At 52.9% G+C, this 22,020-nt stretch carries 16 protein-coding genes; 2 read left to right on the forward strand and 14 right to left on the reverse strand.

Annotated features, from left to right (window positions below):
• Positions 1-296 precede the first annotated feature (296 nt).
• Positions 297-1,133: a sigma-70 family RNA polymerase sigma factor gene (locus KOR42_RS11485; protein ID WP_146509820.1), complete on the forward strand. Its 837-nt coding sequence runs from the start codon at positions 297-299 to the stop codon at positions 1,131-1,133.
• A gap of 41 nt (positions 1,134-1,174) precedes the next feature.
• On the opposite strand, the gene KOR42_RS11490 is transcribed toward KOR42_RS11485, so the two are convergent.
• Positions 1,175-4,066, reverse strand: a complete 2,892-nt coding sequence (locus KOR42_RS11490) for a hypothetical protein (RefSeq protein WP_146509821.1) — start codon at positions 4,064-4,066, stop codon at positions 1,175-1,177.
• Between the two features lie 114 nt (positions 4,067-4,180).
• Here KOR42_RS11490 and KOR42_RS11495 point away from each other — a divergent pair, with 114 nt between their 5' ends.
• Positions 4,181-4,423, forward strand: a complete 243-nt coding sequence (locus KOR42_RS11495) for a hypothetical protein (protein WP_146509822.1) — start codon at positions 4,181-4,183, stop codon at positions 4,421-4,423.
• Positions 4,424-4,483: 60 nt separating this feature from the next.
• Here KOR42_RS11495 and KOR42_RS11500 read toward each other — a convergent pair whose 3' ends face one another.
• The 13 genes from KOR42_RS11500 to KOR42_RS11560 form a co-directional block, all read right to left on the reverse strand.
• Positions 4,484-5,500 (reverse strand): bile acid:sodium symporter family protein, encoded by a 1,017-nt coding sequence (locus KOR42_RS11500; RefSeq protein ID WP_146509823.1) that lies wholly within the window; start codon positions 5,498-5,500, stop codon positions 4,484-4,486.
• Positions 5,497-7,185, reverse strand: coding sequence for a hypothetical protein (locus tag KOR42_RS11505; RefSeq protein WP_146509824.1), 1,689 nt, complete (start codon positions 7,183-7,185; stop codon positions 5,497-5,499). The genes KOR42_RS11500 and KOR42_RS11505 overlap by 4 nt, the downstream gene beginning before the upstream one ends.
• Positions 7,186-7,432: 247 nt before the next feature.
• Positions 7,433-8,152, reverse strand: a complete 720-nt coding sequence (locus KOR42_RS11510) for a GNAT family N-acetyltransferase (protein ID WP_146509825.1) — start codon at positions 8,150-8,152, stop codon at positions 7,433-7,435.
• Positions 8,153-8,171: 19 nt separating this feature from the next.
• On the reverse strand, positions 8,172-8,972 hold the full coding sequence (locus KOR42_RS11515; RefSeq protein WP_146509826.1) for an OmpA/MotB family protein: 801 nt from the start codon (positions 8,970-8,972) through the stop codon (positions 8,172-8,174).
• A gap of 397 nt (positions 8,973-9,369) precedes the next feature.
• Positions 9,370-10,029, reverse strand: a complete 660-nt coding sequence (locus KOR42_RS11520) for an esterase/lipase family protein (RefSeq protein ID WP_197441073.1) — start codon at positions 10,027-10,029, stop codon at positions 9,370-9,372.
• 160 nt (positions 10,030-10,189) lie between these two features.
• Complete coding sequence (locus KOR42_RS11525) at positions 10,190-10,459, reverse strand: (2Fe-2S)-binding protein (RefSeq protein WP_146510083.1); 270 nt, start codon at positions 10,457-10,459, stop codon at positions 10,190-10,192.
• A gap of 80 nt (positions 10,460-10,539) precedes the next feature.
• Positions 10,540-12,456, reverse strand: coding sequence for a PDZ domain-containing protein (locus KOR42_RS11530; RefSeq protein WP_197441074.1), 1,917 nt, complete (start codon positions 12,454-12,456; stop codon positions 10,540-10,542).
• Positions 12,457-12,530: 74 nt separating this feature from the next.
• Complete coding sequence (locus KOR42_RS11535) at positions 12,531-13,562, reverse strand: S1C family serine protease (RefSeq protein ID WP_146509829.1); 1,032 nt, start codon at positions 13,560-13,562, stop codon at positions 12,531-12,533.
• The gene (locus KOR42_RS11540) at positions 13,559-15,262 is read right to left on the reverse strand and encodes a S1C family serine protease (RefSeq protein WP_197441075.1); all 1,704 of its coding nucleotides are present in this window, start codon (positions 15,260-15,262) and stop codon (positions 13,559-13,561) included. The genes KOR42_RS11535 and KOR42_RS11540 overlap by 4 nt, the downstream gene beginning before the upstream one ends.
• 71 nt (positions 15,263-15,333) lie before the next feature.
• Positions 15,334-16,530 carry an NPCBM/NEW2 domain-containing protein gene (locus tag KOR42_RS11545; RefSeq protein WP_146509831.1) on the reverse strand — a complete coding sequence of 399 codons (1,197 nt, stop codon included), beginning with the start codon at positions 16,528-16,530 and terminating at the stop codon, positions 15,334-15,336.
• A gap of 165 nt (positions 16,531-16,695) precedes the next feature.
• Positions 16,696-17,754, reverse strand: a complete 1,059-nt coding sequence (locus tag KOR42_RS11550) for a hypothetical protein (protein WP_146509832.1) — start codon at positions 17,752-17,754, stop codon at positions 16,696-16,698.
• The gene (locus KOR42_RS11555; protein WP_146509833.1) at positions 17,751-19,562 is read right to left on the reverse strand and encodes a hypothetical protein; all 1,812 of its coding nucleotides are present in this window, start codon (positions 19,560-19,562) and stop codon (positions 17,751-17,753) included. The genes KOR42_RS11550 and KOR42_RS11555 overlap by 4 nt, the downstream gene beginning before the upstream one ends.
• Before the next feature lie 46 nt (positions 19,563-19,608).
• Positions 19,609-22,002 (reverse strand): hypothetical protein, encoded by a 2,394-nt coding sequence (locus KOR42_RS11560; RefSeq protein WP_146509834.1) that lies wholly within the window; start codon positions 22,000-22,002, stop codon positions 19,609-19,611.
• Between the last annotated feature and the right edge of the window lie 18 nt (positions 22,003-22,020).

The following is a 22,020-nucleotide window of genomic DNA, read 5'->3' on the forward strand; positions in this document are numbered from 1 at the left end:
AGGCCGTTATTTTTGCGCCAAACGATGAGCTTCCCCCTTCCTTATGTCATTTGTCGGAAGGCAGTATGGAGCGGCAGTACTCGCCGATCCGATGTTCGATTAGAACTCCTGTCCAAGCTGTTGTTTCCCAGTTGCCGATTCGTCGGCAGGCGACTCGCAGGGATTGCATTCGAGTCGAACACGATGGCAGGAAACAGTTCTGATCGTCCAGGACGGATGCGATGACGAGTTGGGACTGAGGAAGGATTCCACAAAGTCCCTCAGTTCCCCGGTGTCTTTTGACCTGTAGTTGACCAATGCAAAAAATCTCTCGCCGTCGAACTTCCAATGTCCAAAATCCCCTGGAAACGTACCTTCGCGAGATCAACGAAACAGCCCTGTTGACCGCAAACGAAGAAAAAGAGTTGAGCTATCGGATCTCGAATGGAGATATGCTCGCTCGCGATCGAATGGTCCGTGCGAACCTTCGACTTGTCGTGAACATCGCACGTGGGTATTCGGGCAAGGGCCTTCCTCTGCAGGATTTGATCGAAGAAGGAAACCTCGGGCTGCTGCGGGCAGTGGAAGGTTTCGATCCGGATATGAACACTCGCTTCAGCACCTATGCGAGTTACTGGATCAAACAGTCGATCAAGCGGGCGCTCATCAACTCCGCGAAGACAATTCGCATCCCTGCGTACATGGTTGAGTTGCTATCCAAATGGCGCAGAGCGTCGGCGAAGCTTCAGGACCAGCTCGGACGAACTCCGACTCCGGAGGAAGTTGCTCGGGAACTGGAACTGCCTCCGAAGAAGCTTAAGATCGTCAAGAAAGCGATTCAGCTTTATAACTCAACTCCGCAGAGCGACGATGGAGACGGAAACGTTTCCATGGGCGATCTCATTCCGGATGAGCGTTTTCTTGGCCCGGAAGACGAGTTGATCGGGGACGACAATCTCAAACATGTCTTTCAAATGCTGGACGATATGGATGACCGCGAGTCAACCATCCTGAAGCTTCGTTTCGGACTCGAGGACGGGGAACCTCGGACGCTCAAAGAAATCGGAGAAGCTTTGGGGCTGACTCGCGAACGTGTCCGCCAAATCGAGTCGGAAGCACTTCGACGATTGAACAAAGGGCTGCTCGGCGAGTAATTCGTCGACCGCCGAATTCGCTCTTGTCGAAGATGATAGCTTCACTCGTCTGCTTTGCGTTCGAGCACGATCGTTCCAATCAGGCTGTTCTCTTGAAATTCGAGTCGCGCGGAGACACTCTCGAGTGATCCGTAAAACTCGGAGAACGGCGTTTCCTCCGGCATCACCAACGGCTGTCGGGCCCCCTGTCGATTTCCATAAACCGACGAGAAGATCTGATCGCGTGTCTCATCGAATCGGTATTCTCCTCCACCCGGACAGAAGTATGTAACGCCGTACTTCGAATCGGCCAGCGAGTTGACTTCGTCGATGGGAACGTCGTAGAGCTTCACAAGAAGATAGATGGGCATTACGTTCCGGTAAGCGGCCTGTCGCAGCTTCTCATTCCAGTACAATTGCAGGTCCGTTTCCATCTGATCCATGGCCGCGAAATTGATTCGCAGCTCTGCATGCCCGGGGCTCTCTTCGGATTCGGCTGGCGCACTGATGGCGTCAATTGATTGCTGCAATCCATCCAAAGTCGTCGCTGCGATCAGCTGATTGTTTGACAGTGACACATAAAGGCGAACTTTCAAAGCGTAGAGTTGATAGGACAAAACATAAACGTGATGCCCGTCGTAATCAGGAAGTTGATACGCATCGAACTCCGTGGGAAGTCCAGAAATCGGTTCGCCCTTCAACACAATCTCTGATCCCAGCTGATCGAGAAGTCGCTCCGCTTTATCGATGTCTTCCACATCAATGACGACTGCGACTGGAAGACTGGTCGCCGCGAGAACAGCTGAGATCGCCGTCTGTTCCGGCACACCGACTCCAAAGAGCTGGTCGGTCCGCTTCAGCTTGAACGGGTCAACTTCGAAGATCATATTGTCATCAAAATAGTGAATGGCAACACGATCCCCGAGCCAGCTCAGGTCCGTCAATGTTGGATCAGATTCGAGGACCTCTTGAACTCCCGGAACAACTTGCAACATCTGACCGAGCCGTTTACGCCCCGGCAACAACTGCATCGATCCAATCGCGTAGTCCGAGAACTGTCCCGTTTCCATCATTTGCGGTGAAGCTTCCATCATCGATTGCAGCTGCCCGTACAACGAGCTGTTTGCAAACGGCAGAATCAAAGTTTCCACTTGAACCTTGCGATCTGTCATCGAAAACCGCATGGCGATTGGATCGAACACGTCACGCCAGAGTGCTTCATACCGCGACTTGTATCGTTCGTACTCCTGTCTCTCCTTGTTTGAGACTTGAAGCACATCGAGTTCAACAATCGGTGTGAGATATTTGATTCGATTGAAGACAGAACTGGTTGCGGTATCGCGGTTGGAATCCCAGTCATAAGCTCCACCAACCGGGTCAACAACTTTCTGGGGATCATAGAAGTTCCCTTGAGAGAGTTCGCTGAGAGACTCTGGCGACCGTCCCGATTCCATTCGATAGAGCAAAGACGCGTTGTTCAGCATCACCAGATTATTAAACGCCTGAAGTCTGCGTTTCTGTGCAACTTTAAACTTTGGGCCCACCAGGTATTTGAGAAGTGATTCGGACAGGAACAGGTAAGCATCCTGATCTCCAGAGCCTGGAGGCAGAAGCGTCGTGCAGTATCGATAGTCAGCCGCATCCTTGAGACTTGGCACCTCACCTAACAGTGTGTCGATGATCTTTCGCATCACGACCGGGCTGTTGGAAATGATCGCCACATCATCTTTCATCAACACGAACGAACTCACGGCGCGGTCCGGTGTGTATCGAGCGGAAATCCGATGGCCCCGGTAGTTCACATCTCGAACCTGCAGGTCTGGATAACTCTCCTTCGCTTCCGTTAACCAGGTTTCCGTCGCTGCTTCGAAGACTTCGGGATTGAGAACGCGAACCAATACAGACAGGTCGGTTCCCTCAGCAAAGAAAAAATCGGAGCCGGTGAATGCCACATCTCCGATGACTTTGTCAGCAAAGAGTGCAGGGAATGCGTCTCGCTTCAAACAAAGTTGTCGCTCGTATTTCTCTCGCAGATGATGATCCCGTGCAGTGACCGTCAGCATCTGCAGCAAGCTATCGCCCCATTCGACGCTCAAATCAATCAAACGATTCGCTGCTTCCATCGTTGGAAACTGGATGAAATACTGATCCTCAGGGACAGCATGGGCCAGCGAATGAATATTAGGCTCTTCACCGGCCTCCGCTTTCTCCTTCAACAGTTGTTTGTAATTCAGAGACTGCAATGTCGGCGGCTGTAGCTGTTGGATATGAATGTTGAGATCGCCGGGAGTCGTTTCCCCGCGCAAAACTTCCCACTGCATGGACTGCTGAAGACCAAGCCCCCCGCTGAAGGTGTGGTACAGCCCCGTTTCAACTTGAGATGTCCGATTCCGCTGTGAATTTGGAATGGGTGGAGGATCGACGCCGTAGCGGTCTTTGGACTGCAACAGGACATACTCGAAGAACGATGTCTCGGGGTAGTATCGAAGCAGCTCCGCGAAGTGCCGATTTTGCATTCGGGCCCACTCCGGATAGATCGACGGATTTCCGCCCTCACTTGTCGGAACGGGAATTTCGATCTCGGTTGTTCGCACATCTAGTTTCGGTTGGCCAGCAAGGTCTTCAGTGATGACCTCATACGAAAGCTGCAACCGTGCGACTCCTTCTCCCTGCAGACGGCCATAAAACTCCGCATGCTTCTGCGTGAACTTCGCTTCTTTCGGATAGACGAGATCCGCGTTGTCATTCAGCGGTTCCAATCGCAGCGTATTACTCTTCTCGAACTGATCGGCAAGGAAAGGTTGTTCCAACCGAAGCACGAAGGCCTGAATCTCTCCATCTTCTGATTGAAACGTTTCAGCTTTTGCGTCGAATGGGAGAGGCTGCGCCGATGCTGACCGAAGTATTCCGGTGAGCAGGACAAATGACAGTACGAAAATGAAATGACGACTCATGCGGAGCACTCCGAGTAAGGTAGAAGATTCAGTTTCGTACAAATCCGTAGAACGAACGATCGTTGAGGCTTCGAAGAGGTTCATTCGATCACAGCCTGTCTCTGGACCATTGCTATGGATTCTCCACACGCGCCGGAACCGGTTCACATCGATGAACGCAACGTTCGCTCGTGCGACTCGTTGCTCATTCCCAACGAACCCCAACTCGATCGACAGACACGTTCTACGTTGGTAGGCGAAGAGGAATCGAATCACTCACGCGGATTCTACGACATTTCCGGAAGAAATGACGATTCTCGAAAGAAAGGCCCTTTGCCGCATCACGAACGGCAGCCATTCAACATGACCAAGTCGTGACGAACGATTCGAATCCGTGCCGTGAACAGAGCAGACGGACCCTCAAGAACCGCGTCGTTCTTATTCTTCTGCCGAGGACTCTTGCTTGCCTCGAAGGACCCATTTCCCCAGCGGTTCGATCAACAGAGTATCAAGAAACAGCTGCGAGACATGAAACATGAGAATCGGAAACGCTGCGAATGGAAGATTCCGCTGCGAAAGCAAATCCATTGCGATGTAAATTCCGATCGCGAGAGTTTTCTGGCTTCCCGAGAACACAGTTGCGACGACATCAGCTCGATCGAATCGAGCAGCCCGCCCTCCGATGAACACGACCACCAGGCTGACGCAATGCAGCACAATGCAGGACAGCCAGGCGACAGCAACGGCTCCGACGCCAAGCTGTGACGATTCACTTCCTTGAAGACGAGACCCGCCCTGAATTGATGACCAGAAAATCAGAACCAGAATCAGCGATTGGGCAATCACGCTGATCGGGGATTTCCATCGATCCACCGTCATTCGTATCGATTGTCGACTGCGAATCAGCTGCCCGACTGCAATCGGAATCACTGCCGTCACAAACAACCGTTCGATCATATCTCGAACATCAAGAGAAATCGTGTCCCCGAGGGTCTGTGCCAGCCAGAACGGCGTCGCCAGAAAACAGAGGCCATTGGTCAGAATTGTCACGAGCAACGAGACAGCGTCGTTCCCGTTCGCCTTTCGTGTCCAGACAGATGCCGAAGCCATCGTGCTGGGGACACTCGCAGCGATGAGCAAACCGACGGCGAAATCTTCTGTCCACTGAAACCATGCCAGAGGAATGGCGCACAGCGGAAGAAAACCGTAGTTCACAAGGGAGGCCCAAATCGTCGGCCCCGGCGATCGCAGCGCCGCGGTCAACTTTCGAGTATCGAGAGTGACGGACATCAAGAACAGTACGACCGCCACCAGCACTCGGCTGAGAACTCCCGCAACACTCTTTGAGAATCCATCGAGAGTCGCGGCCGGAATACCGAGTCCCAGACCAATTCCCAATGGAATCGAAAGAGTGAGCGCGACGAGGAACCATCGTTGCTTGAAGTACGATTTCATTCCTGATCGACCGAACCGGAGTCACTCTTTTCGGCCAATTGTTTCCAGCGACGCTCCAGAAAAGCATCTCGAAGCGGACTTGCGGTGTCGGGCTTCGAACTGAGAACATTCGCTGCTTCCGCGAAGTCCTTCATTTCAACGAACAGATAAGCCTTCCAGTCCGTAGCTGTCTGATCCAGAACATCCAGAAGAATCGCAGGGGATTGAGGTGAGCGAATCGTTGTTGCGAACCGGTCGAATGTATTGCGGGCGGCGGTAAAGTTTTTCGTTTCCGTCTGAGCAATTCCCGTCCACATCGCAGCGAAGGCGATGGCGTCGTCATTCTCGGGTGTGGAATTCGTGCGGTAGGAAGTCAGAATTCTTCCGATGTGTTGCAGGGCTGGTCCATATTCCCCATCGAGGAGTTCCAGGCGAACAACGTGCAGCGGATACTCGAGCGGTTTCAGAATTGGAGTGGGAGAATTGTGACTCGCCATCATCACCTGCGGACCCGCGAAGACTTCGAGAATCTTGGAGTACGGAGAGTTCTCATCTCGCTGAGCTTCAGAAACCGCGATCAGTTGCTCTGTGGGTGCGTTCCAGATTTCAATCTGATCTTCAGTCCAGTGACCATCTTTTTCTCCCGCAGCAACGATCCGCTCAAAAGCGCCGGGTTCGCGAAGCCGGTTTGACCCAAGTCCATCGTACAGATCAACGATCGAATCAGCGGGAAGCGCCCATTGAAGTTCGGCCATTCTCTGCGACCACAAGATCGGGCTGCCGATCACCTTGATTCGAACATCTTTCAAATCCGCTGACACGAGTGGATAGGATTGATCGCCGGAATCGAGTTGCCGGAGCAGCGAGTCGTCTTCCTGAACTTGTGCAAGAGTTGCCGCCGATGTGGGAAACGGCTTCGATTTCGAATCATTCGGCCCAGGAATCGGGAGTCCGAGACGAGGGTCGAACAATTGAAGACCCTTTTGAGGAACTAAGACGCCCACCAACCACTGATCCGACTTTGCTTCATCTGCAGGAACGATGACAACGGAATCGAGTCGCAGTTGCTGTAATAGCGCCGAGAACGTCCAGGCCCTGCCTTCTGCATTCGAATAACCAATCAGAAGCGATTCGTACGGAGTTGACGGAAAATCGATCGAGGACTGCAAGTCCTCGGGAATCAGACTCACATAACGCGTCACGAACTCAAGCAGCACAAGAGCTCTCTCAGAATCTGTGGTCGCATTGCGACAAACGTGATCTGTGATTTTCTTGAGCAGCATCGCCAACCGGATGTGATCGATATCGATGGGGAGATACCGGTCCGATTCGGCGATTTCGAATCCCTCTTCAGACATCAATTTCTTTTGAAGTTCTGCATCCTCAGTCAAAACGAGGTCTTCGGAAATTCCGCATGTTTGAAACCATCGATTGAGTTCAGCTGCCAGATCCTGAGACGTCATCGTGACCGAGCGTCGTCCGGGTTGCAGTGCAGACAGAATTCGCGACAGCTCTTTATCGCATCGGCTGTCGGCGTTTTCTTCGACGACGTCAACCGGGTCAACTTCGCCAGGAAGTTTTCCGTTTCCGCCGTCGCCGTTATCGTTAGGTTTCAGCATGAGAGCAGCAACCACTCCGATCGCTGCGAGACTACCGACAATTCGTACCGGGAGACTGCTGAAAACCGACCTGTTGGAGTCAACCATTTGACGAATCCTGAATGATCCGGAATTCCGAGAAGAGGGAGAATGAACGAGAATTATAGAGGCGTTCCGAGAAAATCTCTTGTGCTTCGGCAAGAATCATCGGTGAAAGATCGAATTCACGACCTCTCATCGGACTCATCGACCGATTCATCGTGATGAGTAAGGTTGCAGCGATTCGCGCGAGCCAACCCTTCATCCGACGAAATCCGAGAAGCTCAGACGCTCGCGAGAAAGGCAAAAGAATGGCCTAAACCGAGGAAACATGGCTCAAGAGTTGGAATCCCATCTTCCAGTGCCAAAGCAGGCTTTGATCGTTTCCGAGCAAGAACGTGCTCAGCAGCGTTCGGTCACCGCGATCTTTTAGCCTGGAAACCGTGGCATCCAGAAGGCAACTGGACAGCCCCAGTCGCTGACGTTTCGAAGCCACGAAAATCCACGTCAAATGTGGAAATCCCCAATTCGTTTCCGCCGCATCCGAAGGGACCGACGCTCGCCAGTCGGGATGATCGAAGCGTTCTAAATCCTCAGACGGCAACAGCGTGATCAAGCTCGCACCGAGAATGATTCCGGAAGCCCGCTCGCGAAGCACATGCGAGGAAGCGCGATGCAGCGGACCATCTAATCCCGAGAATGTTCTTTCCAGCAGTTGATGGACAGACCGCCGACGTTCCGATTCGCTCAGTTGACAGAAAGGAACTGTTCGGGCGAAAGCCTGGAGAAACGAATCATGTAAGTCGTCGCAGTTCGTTTCACCGAGTGATTCGACAACGACCTCATTGCAAATGGAGTCGGACGTTTGGGGTTCCCACGATTCAAGATTGAACCGTGCATGATAGTACCGCGGACGAGGACTGACACGACACCGCTCCGAAAGGTATTCGTACCGAAACGCTGGATGGCGCGGGAGCTTCTGAAACGTCGCCCAGGAAATCTCAAATTCGACATCCTGAAACCAGTCGTTGAGCATCGTCACTTCTTCGCAAAACTTATTTCATTGGGGAGGAACCATTTGATGCAATGGATGTGTCCGGAGCAACGATAAAGATTTCGACGCGGCGATTTTGTTGTCGACCGGACTCGTCCGAGTTCGGAGCGGTTGGCTGATACATGCTGTATCCGGCAATCGACATTCTTGGCTCAGACAATCCACTCTTGGCAAGCGTCTTGACGACTGCTGTCGCTCGGTGGGCAGACAGTTCCCAGTTCGTTTCGTGGCGGGATCGAGTCGAAGGCTTGCTGACAGGTTGATCATCCGTGTGTCCGACAACCACGATATTGAAGTCTCGGGTATCCGAAGAATTCATGATCGCTGCAAATTCGTTGAGCACTTTCGATCCTCCCGATTGAACCTGGTCGCTGCCAGTTGCAAACAACAGGTCTCCGGTAAATCGGCTGATGCCCGTCGCGGGGTCGAATTCAAACTCCGAGTACCGTTCGGCAAGCTCCTGAAGGCGGCGACTTGCTGCTCCACTGAGAGGGCTTTCCTCTGGCAGATTCGTGAGCAGTGTCGTGTATTGCTCCTGCAGGCGAGATCGTTCCATCGCGAGATTGTCGATCCGCTGGTTCGCAGCTGCAAGACTTTGCTCCAGCTGCTGCTTTTCCATTGCCATCTGCCCGAGAGATTGCTGCGCTCCGGCAAGCTCGGTGGCGAGGTGCTGGCGGGCGTGATACATCTCGTAGGTGCGTAACTGAGCTTGTCGCACCTGCCATGCTGGGGCATATCCGTGACAGCCAACAAAGCTGAACAGACTGAAGATGAGACACAGTTTTCGAATGTCTTGCGACATCGAACGACTCCTGTCTTGGGATGTCAATGAGGCAACCGGTGCCCCGTTTCGGCAGTCATTGCCGAATCGGCGGAGAGGATGCTCGTGAGGTCAATTGGAGGGAATTTCGGACAGGCGAATGCTGCCGTTGGAGGTCTGCGTTGTACGAGGAAAATCTCAAAGCGAGAAGTCCTTTTCCTTCAAGTCTTCAAACCAAATCGCCGACAGCCCCAGCCAGCAAGAACAAGAAGAAACTTACAACTCCTTACCAAGAAACCACTTACGGAACACTAATCACACACCAACACGGGGCCCTGTAAGGCTTGCAACGATCGGCAGGATACGCCGGATTCCTGCGGATCTTGCCGATCAGCGACTTCTTTCCGACTTTGACTTCAGTCCGAAGCAGATGCTTCAATCAAGATTCACGGTTGAAGCGACCACGCTCGAGGAAGTGAACGGTTTGCTCGAAGGCCGCCTGTCGGAAAATCAGTGCTGAATGAGGGCCGGGCAACGAAATGAAATCACTTTCGTCTTCGAGATGGAGTGCCTCGTCCCTGACGACAAAATCCGGATCAGCACCAATGATGCCCGTGGGAACGGTCATTTTCAGCGACCTTTGATTGACGGAACTGTCCTCCCGATCGGCGATATCGTCGATCACCGGCACCAATCGACGCACCCACGGCCCAATCCGGGACGCAACATGCGAACCTCGGTTCGGAGGCGCCAGCATCACGACTCGCCGCAGCCTCTCGAATCTGTTCGTCAAACAAATCGTACGACTGAGAACCCCTCCCAAGCTGTGACCAACCAGATCGAAGCTCACTCCGTCCGGAAGTGACTCCTGAAATCGATTGCACATGACGGCAACATCACGCGTGATCGAATCGAGATCTTTCCCGAAAGACTGATAGTCGCAGATTTCAGCATGATATCCGGACTCCAGAAATCTCTGCCGAAATGGTCGCATCACCCAGGTTGGAACCAAAACTCCGGGAAGCAGCAACACCGCACCAGCGGCTCCAGGGAGCTCTCGATTTTCAGATTCCGTCTTTTCAGCAGTCGTTGGAAGCATTGCCGTCAAATCCTGAACCATCCCCTCAGAAGCGGTTTGCTCTTCTCGAAGAACTCGCGAATCCGGGAAGGCCGTTTCGAAAAGTATCCCAATGAGGAAGTTTCCACTCGATCCGAACCGTCAATCACTTGCGACGCTGTAAACCGTTTCCGAACAGGAATCAGCTGGTCGGAGGCGTTTTCTTTCGGTCCGCGAGATGCTTTTGACGGCCAGCTGCGTACTCCGTCGAATCAACATCGTCGTCAGCAACGCCTTCCTGAAAGTTGTTGAAATGGCGTTTCAGGTAGGCCACGCACCATCCGCAACCTGTCCCAGCCCCACCGCATTCGCTGAGCTGACTGGCGCGGCGGGGTTTGGCGATTCTCATGTAATTCAGAATCTTGCGTTTCGAAACATGGAAACACAGACAAATCGGGTCATCAAGCTTCACATTTCCCCCTTTGTGGACCAACCGAAACAACTCTCGCCTGCCGCGACAGTCTGAAGTTCGATTGTGTCCGGAGCAGTTATTTATAGACGGTCCAGCGCATCGAGCCACTGAGCCATTAAATCGACCACATCGAACGAGAACATTTCCGGTTCGGTATTCTCAATGAGAGCGGTGGGGAACTCACGTTCGCGAAGAATCTCGACCGACTTCGTGATCTGCTCACGACTGCGAGATTCCGGGCCAACGACAAATCCGATCAAGAGACGTGACTCTGGATTGCTGTCGGGAGGCGGAAACCGGAGTGGCGCATCGATCGCCAGAAGACCACGGAAGAGTTCGCGGTACTTGAAGGCAAGCTGGGTCGCAAATGGTCCCGAGTCTTCCGCCCCCATCACTGCCACTCGGGCCGGATCGATCGCGTAATTTTGAGTGACCCATTCAACAACGTCTTTCGCGTATTCCTCGTCGGTCTGAGAAAATCCGCTCACATCTTCGGCACGCACACCAACCAGAATGAGCCCCCGCTCACTGGCGAGATCTCGCCAGGAACGCACAATTTCTGCTTCCATGGTGTCGCCAGCGGGATGAGTCCACAAAAGCAATCCATGCTGTTGTTCGGGATGATAATCCTGAGGGACAAGGACCCAGAACTGGCGATCATCTCCCGGAAGTTTCTGATTGAAGCGTCCCACTTCAATCTCTTCCGTTCGATTTCCGGCGGTCAAAACCGGAGGGGGAATGTTGGGAAGGTTGTCGCCATCCGGGAATTCCTCCAGCGTGATTGGCAACTTCAGTGAATCAGAATCACGAACGACTTCTAATTCGATCGTGTCCCCAATTTCAAACTTGGACAGAAGCGATGAAATGTCGCTTGTCGTCTCGACCGGTTCCGACTGAAAACTGGTGATGATATCGCCAGCTTGAAGCCCGGCTTTTGCTGCAGAACTTTCCGGGAAGACAAATCGAAGACCCACGCCAGCTTGCGTTCGGTTCGTCGATCGGGAAGGAAGTATTCCGAGTGACGGAAATTGATACGCGACAAGCTCGTCAGTGAGAGTGACCATCGTCTGAATGGATTCATCAGCTCTGCGGATAGTCACATTCACCGTCTCTCCGGCATACCGATTTCCGAGGACCTGCTTCAAATCGTTGACTCGTCGAATTGGAACGCCGTCGATTTCTGTAACGACATCACCTTTGACCAGTCCGGCCGAATCGGCGGGCGAACGCGGACGCACACGCACGATTTCTGCCTCTCCAGAAACAGGACCTTCTGCCTCGAATCCGATTCCCAGCAATCCCGCATGCAAGTCTTCGCCATCAATCATCTGATCGACGACGCGTTCAATGTCGGCAAGAGGAATCGCGAAACCAATTCCACTGTCGTAGAGTTCCACTCCAGCGGTTTCCTCATCTCGCTGGCTCGACAACGGAACAATGATCCCGAGACATTCGCCCTTCAGATTGATCAGCGCCCCTCCATAATTGACCGGAGACGTCTTCGCATCGGTCTGCAATGCTTTGCCTCGAATCCTCTTCAGCGCACTGATGATTCCGACGGAAACATTCGGGAACTCAGGATCAAAAGTTCTCCCCAACGCGATCGCACGTTGCCCCACGTGCATGTCATCAACCGGAACAGATTGCAGCGGTTGAAGATCGTCTCGCTCGATTTTCAGCAGCGTGAGCATCTTAGAGAAATCGGTCGCGACAACTTCCGCAGCATAACGTTCTCCGTCAGCAGTCGTGACGAGAACGGATGCGGGATCCGCAACAAAGTTGAATCGGCTGGTGATGATGTATCCATCTTCACGAACGACGACTCCACTCGTCGGACCTGTTCCCACGAGCAGATCGCCCACGAGATCGACTCCGCCGACCGTTTCGATTCGGACGATCGACGGATTCACATACGCCATCGCCTGTTGAATCGCCAGTTGTTCTTCTCTTGCCACACCCTGACCAAAAGTCACGGCACCAGGAACGAACAACAGCACAGCCAAGATCATAAGATGCAAAGCAGACAGGTGCTTTCGGCTGCGGCTGACGGAACATTGTTTCGAATTCAACATCATTGCTTTCGGGGAACTTCGAAGGTGAAAGTCACAAGTTCATTATTGCGTCGAACAATCAGCTGCAAATCGTCGCCAGGCAACAATCGTTGAAAGACTCCCTGCAATGTCTGAATTGAATGAACCAATTCGCCGTTGGCAAAGACGATGAGGTCATCAGGTTGCAGCCCCAATTTTGCGGCTTCCGTCTCTTCAATGACCGAATCGACATAGGCAGGTGTTCGAGCGACAACATCCGGAACGAGGAGAAATCCGAAGTCAATCGACTGGAAGCCTGACGATTCTGTTTCATCCGCAACTGCCAGAAGATCATCTGTGCGACTGAATCGACCGGCGACGATATCGTTGATTGATTTCTCCAGCACGGAAAACGGAATCGCGTAATTGAGCCAGGTGTTGTTTGTCCCCTTCAACTCCCGACCGAGCATTCCCAGCAGCTTCCCATCTGCGGTCGTCAATACTCCTCCCGCAGCCCCGGGGTTATTGGTGACTGCGTCCACGAGATAGACGTCTCCATCGTAAGACGCTCGATAGCGTCCACGTCGCGCAGCCAGTTTTGTCTTGGCGGAAACCACCCCCTGCATCACCGAGACCGGTTCATCTCCAGTGGCAACTTTAAACACATTGCTGAACGCCAGAATCAGCGCGCCCGGGCCAACTTCTGCGGTGTCTGAGATATTGAAAAACGGAAGATCCTCAGCTTCGATTTTGATAATGGCGAGATCGACCTTCGAATCCGTTCCGACCACTTTCCCGAAGAACCGTCGACCATCATGAAGAACCACCGTCACGACATCCGAGTCGAGCAAATGGTTCCAGACGGTCGCAATGTGCCCATCCGGGCTGACGAGAACTCCGGTCCCGTAGTTCGCGAGATTCTTGAGTCCCCCCGCACCGAAAAGCTTGACGACTTTCGGCTGAACCTGATCGACAGCGTTCGAAAAAGACTCCGCTTGACTGGCTGCCCCGGTTGTCAGAGTCATCGCCAGTGAAACGATAGAACAGATCAAGAAACGCCGAGAAACAGTCATTGCCCCACTCCCGCTTCTGGTGCGATCGCTTCAAAGGTCTGTAATTCGATTGTTCCCCACTCGCTTCGAGCATGGCGAACATGGAACTTCTCGGGGAAAGGTCGCCCGTCGATTTCAGTCATCTCTCCAAACCGGATTTCGCACGGCTGATGCTCTTCGTCGATGGACGTATCGAACCCCACCAGACGCAGATCATCCCGGTCGAAATACCAGCGAGACGTCACCAGACCTTTCGTTGAAATCAAAACGTCAACCCGATCGCCTGTTCCGTCGAGCGGCTCGCTTCCCACATAGTAAAACTCAGTGAAGTAGTCGTCGGGGGCTTGCAGAAGCTTTTTAAACTGATGCAGCGCTGTCAGAAGTCCTCCCGTCGACTCGGGAACTGGTTGAGGATCTTCATCGAGATTCTGCACAGCGAACTCCGCTCCCAACTTGGCTGCGATAACATCCGTCAGCAAGCGGAATTGAACGGGAGTCTCTTCGTTGACAGTTCCCGCCCACATCCAATTCAGTTGTTGTCGTGAAGAGTCTCCGAACTGTTCTTCGAGCGCACCGAGTAGCTGATCGGTCCGAACTCGATTGAAGTAGTAGTTCGCGTAGCCCGGTTTGTCTTCGTAAAGATCCTTGTATTCGTCCGGGATCTCGGGAGCTTTCGGCTCCATCGAATGTGGCAATGGGATCGGGATCGGAGGTTGATCGTCCGGTTCGTCGGGCCCCGGTTCAACCGGCCCACCCGGGACGAGTTCAGCCCGTCGATGAAGCCCCGCCAGCCGTACGACGATATCCGTCCTCTTCCCGTCTCGCTGATAGGACAACGGAACCTGCCATCCTTTCGGATAGATTCCGAGAATGTTCTTGAATTGATTGACGCTTCGGACCGGTCTGCCTGCGAAGGAAATCAACTCATCGTCCCGTCGAAGCCCGCTGAGATAGGCATCGGAAGTTTCGAGAATATTGGAAACGACCACCGAACCGTCGGACAAACTGGTGACCGTGGCTCCCAATGTGGCATGGTCGACGATCCGACCGCTCTTGAGATGATCCAGAAAATTCATGACCTGGTTGATCGAGATCGCATAGCCCGCCCCGACATTGACGCGGCCTCTTTTCTCAACGGAAATTCGCCCATTGATTCCGATGAGTTCTCCATCTGCGTTGAAAAGTGGACCTCCGGAGTTTCCCGGGTTGATCGAAGCATCGACCTGAATGCAGTCGGTGTACTCCAGGAAAGTGCCGGCCGGATATTGATAGCGATGAACCCCGCTGACCATTCCGTATGTGACCGTTGGCTGAAAGTCGTCGGCGAGCAGAAACGGGTTCCCGAGCGCGAGCGTCCAGTCTCCCATCTTCACCTTGTCGCTGTCCCCGATCTCCGCATGAGGAAAGTCGTCTCGGCCCAAAAGCTGAATCATCGCGACATCGCCGGTCGGATCGATTCCGACAAGCACCGCATCGTAGACGTTTCCATCGTTCAGACCGCACTTCATGAATCCGCCGAGCCCCTGGACGACGTGGAAGTTCGTGATCGCAAAGCCTGCTTCGTCAATCAGAACGCCAGAGCCTCCGCCCTGCCCACTCGGATCGAAAATGGCCACAACAGCCGGAACAATTCGGGAGATGGTGTCAATCCGCTGCTGCTCCGCTTGAAGCACGGATTCAGAAACGGTCAATCCCGCCCCGGAACTGACCTTTGCAGCCAACAAAGTGCTCACGCCGAAGACGATGAGACATCCGAGAATCTTTGATCTGATTTGAGGAGTACAGCAAACTCTCACTTGATCACCTGTGCGTCACCGAGGGCAAAGTGTTCGAGGATTCCCTGAGCGGACCCGTTGGACTCAACGCGAATGACAAGTTCACGAACGCCTTCAAGATCGACCCGAATTTTCTCAGGCGGATCATCCCAGGTGAAGGCATGCTCATAGAGTTGGCTTCCGTCCCCTTCAATGACAAGCTTCACTTTGGGATCGAACCGAGGCATATTGCCAGCATGGTTCAAATCGAATCCGGCAGTTGTTCGCAGTTCACTGAATTGACGATTGAGACGAAATCGCACGACCGCCCCGGAGTGCATCCACAGGCCACGAGAGAACCGTTCCTCTCCAATCAACAGCGGGCGTCTTCCTCCTGAGCCAGCCGGGAAATTCTTCGCTGTGAACCAGACAACAGGAAATTCCGAGTCGGGACTTTGAGAAGCAGACTCATCGAACGGGAGATCTGCCAGAAATCGAATTCTCCCGCCAGCGTAGTCGATCTCTTCGACCGATCCGGAAGGAATTGTCAACGAGTCCAGCCAGTCAGTCTTCACCTCCATGACGTCTTCATTCAGCGTCAGGCTCTTCAACTGCAGAACATCTCCGGACGTTGTTTTCAAAGCTCCGGCACTCGATCCGCTCTTCGACTCGCGACCGGAGTAGATCACCGCGAACACTCGTTCGAGCGGGGCAGTCAATTCGCGGCCTTTGACAGAAACCGTCACTCCTTTATCGGTAATCCGTGTGACCGTTCCGCCCACGTAGTCGAGGACGTCACCTTTCCGAAAGACAAGCAAATCGTCTCGCGAACCTCGCGTCTGTAAGTCCGCCCAACTCTCAGCGATCTGTTCTTCCACCGGACTCCACCGGATTCGAGTCACTTGCTCGGTTGGCAATTCGTGCTCTCCGAGGACCTTCGATTGGAAGTGCATTGTCTGCGGTTCACTCGTGACGGAGTCGAATTGAATCGACGAACCATCGACAAGAACCACCGCACGATCTGTTGTTTCGACCGCTTCAGCAACGCGATCAAACTGTAAGAGCATCAGTTGGTCAATCGCGATTTCTGAGCGTCCATCATCCGACTGAAGGACGACTTGCTCATTGTCGAGAGCCAAGACCTCTCCACGAATGGATTCCCCATCCAACGTTGTCGCTGTCGCAGGTTCGCCCGAGAGAACAGCCATTACAAGCAGTTGCAGCGCCGTATTCAATCCATTGTCCTTTCACGTTGGAAACGATGAGAAGCAACATCTCTTCCTCCGGGAAAGTATAGGCAAACGTCACTCAATTGTCTTGGCGCGAACCGGTCAGAGTGCTGATCAAACTGGTTCATCCCAGCTCACAGGATTACGAACCGCAGTCTGACGAATTCCGGGCTATGGACTCGGTGCGGGGCGATCGGCAAGCTTTTTGAGATACTGTTCAACGGCCTGTCGATAATGCGAAGGAAACTGGCGGTCGAGCATATTGCGGGCTGCTTCACGTGCCTTGGGAGGAAGATCTCCCCAGTTGTCTTTGTTGCCGATATCCTTCTTGTCGGTCAAACCTTCACCTTGGATTCCGCCCAGATAGGTGTCGTCGGCTCCGTTCTCAGGTGCGGAGGAATTCGACGAACCGGCTGAAGACTGCGATTGCTGCTGTTGTTGCTGTTCCATTTTTTTGATCAGCTCATCCAACGTCGCAATGATTCGCTCTTCAACTTCCTGAACACCATACCCGGTTCGTCCGAGATTCAATCGGCGCTCGACATCACGCATTTGTCTTGCCACTTCGCCCAGAGATTTCTCTTTGACGGACTGGAGATCATTTCTCATCAGTTCGCCGAGTTCTTGATATCGCACTGGAACACTTTCTGTGCTCTCAAGAAGCTTATCGAGAGAATCAAGACCTTCGTTTCTGAGCAAGAGATGATGTTCACACACAGAGCGATAGAACAGACATCCCGCTGGATCGACGACGTAATTCAGATCGATCGTTTTGAACAACTCAACAGCTTCTGAATACGCTGTTAACAATGCGAGATGCCTCGCCAGAAAATAGTTCACATTGTGGCTGTAAAGAGGCTCCGCAGCAGCCATTTCTGAGGGAACAGCCTGGAGTCGAAGCAACTCCGGACCATAACTGAACGACTGACACTGGTCCACGATTTTGCGTGTCTGGTCATCTGCGAGATAGAACGTACGCATAAGCGCGTCGAACTTTTGCTCCGGTGAGGGAGTCCCGGAAAATTCCCAGAAGGGTTGAACAGCGTCAACGGCTGGCGATCGTTCCAATCCCCGTTGAGTCAGCCATTCGTTCACACCAAGCTGAAGCTGTTCAGCACTGGGAGAGGAATAAACCTGATCGCTGGCTGCAGGACAGGATTTCGAAATTGCCAGAACGGCAACGAGGCCGAACCCGCACAGAATCACACTCTTAGCAATACGCCGTCTCACTTATTTCTCCCCACTGAAAGGTCATAAGTGGCTTTTTGAATCCGCTGTTGTCGGCGGGCGAGATCATCAATCAAATCAAGCTGCTCTGCATCGAGTGGAACAGAGGGATCATTTTCCGTGCCAATCTGCTGCGTAATTCGATTGATTTGTAATTGTAGGGACCGAATCATCTTCAGTTCTGCAATTTGATTGACAAGAGAAGGGTCATCAGGTTCGGAAGGTTGTCCAGGTTGGCCTTCCTGCTGCTCCCGTTCCTGGTCTTCAAGTTCCTGTTGAAAGGTCTCGATCATCTCCTCAAGTGTTTCAGCAATCAGAGTTTCCACCAACTGCGTGGTATTTCCGGTGTCCTGATTTGCCAAACGATTAATCACGATCTGCATATTCTTGTTCATTTGCTGGACCGCTTCCGGAAACGCGACCGAGGAACCTTCTTCAATCAGCAGATTGAGTGCTTTTTGAGCATCGATGAGATTGTCTTCCTGTTGTTTGCGCACATCAGCAGTTTGCGATGCATAATTTTGCTGCAGTCGCGCGTCTTCAGGAATCTGATTGATTCGCACCGTTTCTGAATTCACACGCAACTGACGCGTCAGCATGTTCTGAAAACGGGCTTCCAGAAGAGTGAGATAAGATTCCTTCTCTTCTTCGCGAAGCTGTCTGAGGATTTCCTCGAGTTCCGCCTTCAGTTCTTCCAGGCGTGCGATGGCGGAATCCTGATCTTCGACAGCTTCATCGTTCTGCTCATTGAGCAGATCTTCGATGGCTTTCTCCATCTCCTTGCGGGCCTGTTCCAACTGCTCTCGCCCCGCAGTCTGCTGTTGTTCTTGTTGCTGCTGCTGTTGACCCTGTTGCTGCTGCCCCTGTTGTTGTTCGCCCTGTTGTTGTTCGCCTTGTTGTTGTTCGCCTTGCTGTTGTTCGCCTTGCTGCTGTTCGCCCTCGCTCTTTTGCCCGCTGCTTTCTGATTCTGAAGACTCAGACTTTTCACCTTCTGAACGTTCGCCGGAAGAAGAAGACTGCTCACCGGTTTCAGAAGAGGAGCTTTCGCTCGAACTTGATTCGCCGTCGCTTTCTGATTTCTCGCCCTCGGACTGTTCTGCCGGGGACGTCTCTTTCGGCTCATCGGAAGATGAGTCTTCGGAAGTGTTGGATTCCTCGTCACTTCCTTCCTCGGAGTCGCTGCTGTCTTGCGAATCTTCGCGTGCTTTGTCCTGTTCGTCGATTTTCTCAGCGAGTTCGTCGGCCTTGTCGGCCACTTTCTTCTGTGCTTCGCTGAGCTGTTCTGAATCGCGACCTCGGAGCGTTTCGGCACGGACATCTTTTTGTCCCGCAATCACGCGATTCGTATCTTTCAGCAACTCCTGAATCCGTCGCATTTCGTCGGCCAGACGTTGCCGTTCGTCGAGACTTTGAAGCAACTTGAGAATGGTTTCCATTCGGGCAAGTACTTCTTTCTGACGGTCCACAGCTGGTCCGTACTGCGCAGGTTGGTCTCCCTGAGTCGAGGGGGACAGAAGCTCGGAAATGAGTTCCATTTCCTGAAGGACGTTTTCCTCCTGGCTTTTGCTGCGCGCCCGATAGAGGATTTCCGCCTGTTCCGGATCTTTTTGACGAATCTGCTCAGCGACGTCGTAGAGAGACTTTTCGAAGCGCTCGTAGTCGCGAAAGAGCTGTTTCTGTGCGTTTGAGAGATCGGCAGCGGGGGCAGCTGGAGAATCTTCGCTGCTGCCTGTCGGTGATTGGCTTTGAGCCTGACTCACCGGCGCGGCCGCCATGACCATCCAGATGAGGAGAATTGGCAGATTCCGCATAATTAACATCTCGTCATTTACTGTGCTCTGAGATGAATGATCTCACTCACTCGTCGAAATCAAAGAAGAAATTTTCTTCAATCCGCTTGTTCTCAGTCTCTTCCAACAACTTACGTTGCTGTTCAATTGTTCTCTGGAGATTTTGAATGAGATCGTTGATCGTCCCACGATCCCGCATTTCATCCAGAATTCGATCCATCTGCGCCAGCAAGTCATCGACTGCCGGGATTGTCTCGTTGATCGATTCCTCGACTCCTATCACTTGCCGTAACCGCATACGCTGCAATGCGTAACGTTCATCCGCAGTATCGAAGAGCTGTTCATTGAGAATTTGAAGCGGGGCAATGACACCGGTGTCGATCCGCTCGAGCTTCTCTTTTGTGTCGATTCCGTTGTTGACCATTTCTTCGCGCAGTTCGCGGAAGGCGACTTCGATGGCCCGTGATTCGGTATGATTTTTTCGCAATTGATGGAGCGACCGCTCAATAAACGACGACAGCACCGGACTTTCCGCCGATCGGACCGCTGGATCGGTGTCGAATCTCTGTGCCCGTTCTGTTTCATTTCCGAGTGAGTTCCGTAGTTCGTCGACTTCAGAACGAATCTGTTCGAATCGGAGACGCAAGTTGACCTCGCGATCGAAAAGTCGCGCGAGCAATTCGTCATCGGAGACAATCTTAAAGCTGAACAACTCTCCGTGAGCGATGTTGGGTCCGTTCAGGTGATCCTTGTCCTCAGCATAAACACCGAGTGTCAGAGTTTGACCTTCCTGAAGTTTGAGTGGACGAAGCGCGAAACGTTCAAACTCTCCCGATGAGGAATCATTCAAGACGAAGTCCTTTTGACCATCGGGACGATTGAGAAGCGGTGTCTGGTTCACTGTCGAGTCGCTTCCGATCCGGTAGCCAAACCAGGCGTCTGCCAGCCCGTAGTCGTCGGAGATACGGCCTTCAATTGGCAAACTGGCATTCCGAGTCACGATGGTCCCAACTCCGGTCCGCTTCGTGTCGATGACCGGAGCACGATCGGCGATTCCCTCGATCAGCAATTGCGTCGGTTCCTGACTGAAAATGTCATCCTCGTCATGCAGGAAAATCTTGAGGCTGGTGTCTGCAGAAATCGGGAACGGGAACGTCACATCATCGTCCATTGCATTCCATTCCTCTTCGGCACCAGTCGTCACGACGAGGGGAAACTGAAAAGCGGTCCGATCGCTTGAATAGAGACTTTCAATTGGCGTCGTCACTGTCAGACGTTTCTGAGTGATGCCGTTTTCATCAAGCAGTTCGAGGCTGACTTCGTCCTTGCTGTCCGATGAATCACCGCGCCGACCGAAACGGAGTCGGAACCTGTCGCTGCGAAGATCGACTTCGCGAAGAGGTTTGTTCGTTTGCGCATTCAGAAGAAACTCCGTTTCCATCGGGAGCGCCACTTGCGTTGCGACGACACGAACGATTTGATCCTCTTGGCCATCCATTCCTGTGTAGCTGGGGTAGTCGCATTCAAGTGTGATGGAATCAATTTCAGGCGGATCGACAACCTGAACTCGATACGGCCGCCGATTCACGAAGTCTCCGCCGATCATCCAGAGTTCGTGATCTTCTACAACTTGTGAGATTGTCTGAACGAAACGCCCGGACCCGACCGGCGACATCGTCGCCCGTCCGCGTTTTGTTCCTCCGGATGCGAAGATCAGATAGTTGAGATCCACTCGTTCGGGAACTGTCATCGCTTCATCACTCTCGACGATCAGTTCCAGATCTGATCCGCGAGGGTGTTTATAGATTCGATTGGAATCAAACTCTTTGACGCGATCACCGGGCTGCGCGAGGACACTCAGATTCAGCGAGTGTTTTCGAAACGGGTCCCAGTAATTTTCTTCTCCATAGAGATACGCCTGCATCCATCGCTTCACCCCAGCTGCGTTGGCAACACTGAAAACTGCCAGCGTGCAGAACAGGACCGCAGCCACCATGCCCAGGCGTTTGAGAGGAGTTGGATCAAAGCTTTCATCGATGTCAATTTTCGTGAGTGCGTCGACGGCTTCTCGGCTCGTCCGTTCCATCATCGCCGACTTGAGATGCGACGCTTCCTCACCTTCGAACTCAACTGTGGTAATCAACCGATCCTGCAGCTGAGGGAAACGTTTTTCCAAAGCGAGAGCGAGGTCGCGATTGCGAAAGCTTCGCAACAGTCGAAAAAAGAACCACGAGGCAGCGACACTCGCCAGGAGAATGACCATGCTCATCAAGACGAGCAGTCGAAACGAGGTCGGCAACTCCAACCGGGAAAACCGGAAGTAGATCACGTCAACGGCGAAGGTGATCCAAAAAATCGCACAGGCAATCGCAATCAGAAGAGCGATCCCTTCGAGGAAAACGTACCGACGAATTGCTCGCCGAAACTTGCTCAGAACACTCTGAATTTCCTGGGGGAGCACAAATGCACCTCTTCTGTT

Origin of the sequence: Thalassoglobus neptunius (assembly GCF_007859735.1) — a bacterium.
Taxonomy (GTDB): domain Bacteria; phylum Planctomycetota; class Planctomycetia; order Planctomycetales; family Planctomycetaceae; genus Thalassoglobus; species Thalassoglobus neptunius.

What these genes read in the sequence shown, in the direction of transcription:
- KOR42_RS11485 (WP_146509820.1), top strand. Translation starts at nt 297, where the DNA reads ATGCAAAAAATCTCTCGCCGTCGAACTTCCAATGTCCAAAATCCCCTG.
- KOR42_RS11490 (WP_146509821.1), bottom strand. Translation starts at nt 4,066, where the DNA reads ATGAGTCGTCATTTCATTTTCGTACTGTCATTTGTCCTGCTCACCGGA.
- KOR42_RS11495 (WP_146509822.1), top strand. Translation starts at nt 4,181, where the DNA reads ATGGATTCTCCACACGCGCCGGAACCGGTTCACATCGATGAACGCAAC.
- KOR42_RS11500 (WP_146509823.1), bottom strand. Translation starts at nt 5,500, where the DNA reads ATGAAATCGTACTTCAAGCAACGATGGTTCCTCGTCGCGCTCACTCTT.
- KOR42_RS11505 (WP_146509824.1), bottom strand. Translation starts at nt 7,185, where the DNA reads ATGGTTGACTCCAACAGGTCGGTTTTCAGCAGTCTCCCGGTACGAATT.
- KOR42_RS11510 (WP_146509825.1), bottom strand. Translation starts at nt 8,152, where the DNA reads ATGCTCAACGACTGGTTTCAGGATGTCGAATTTGAGATTTCCTGGGCG.
- KOR42_RS11515 (WP_146509826.1), bottom strand. Translation starts at nt 8,972, where the DNA reads ATGTCGCAAGACATTCGAAAACTGTGTCTCATCTTCAGTCTGTTCAGC.
- KOR42_RS11520 (WP_197441073.1), bottom strand. Translation starts at nt 10,029, where the DNA reads ATGCTTCCAACGACTGCTGAAAAGACGGAATCTGAAAATCGAGAGCTC.
- KOR42_RS11535 (WP_146509829.1), bottom strand. Translation starts at nt 13,562, where the DNA reads ATGACTGTTTCTCGGCGTTTCTTGATCTGTTCTATCGTTTCACTGGCG.
- KOR42_RS11555 (WP_146509833.1), bottom strand. Translation starts at nt 19,562, where the DNA reads ATGCGGAATCTGCCAATTCTCCTCATCTGGATGGTCATGGCGGCCGCG.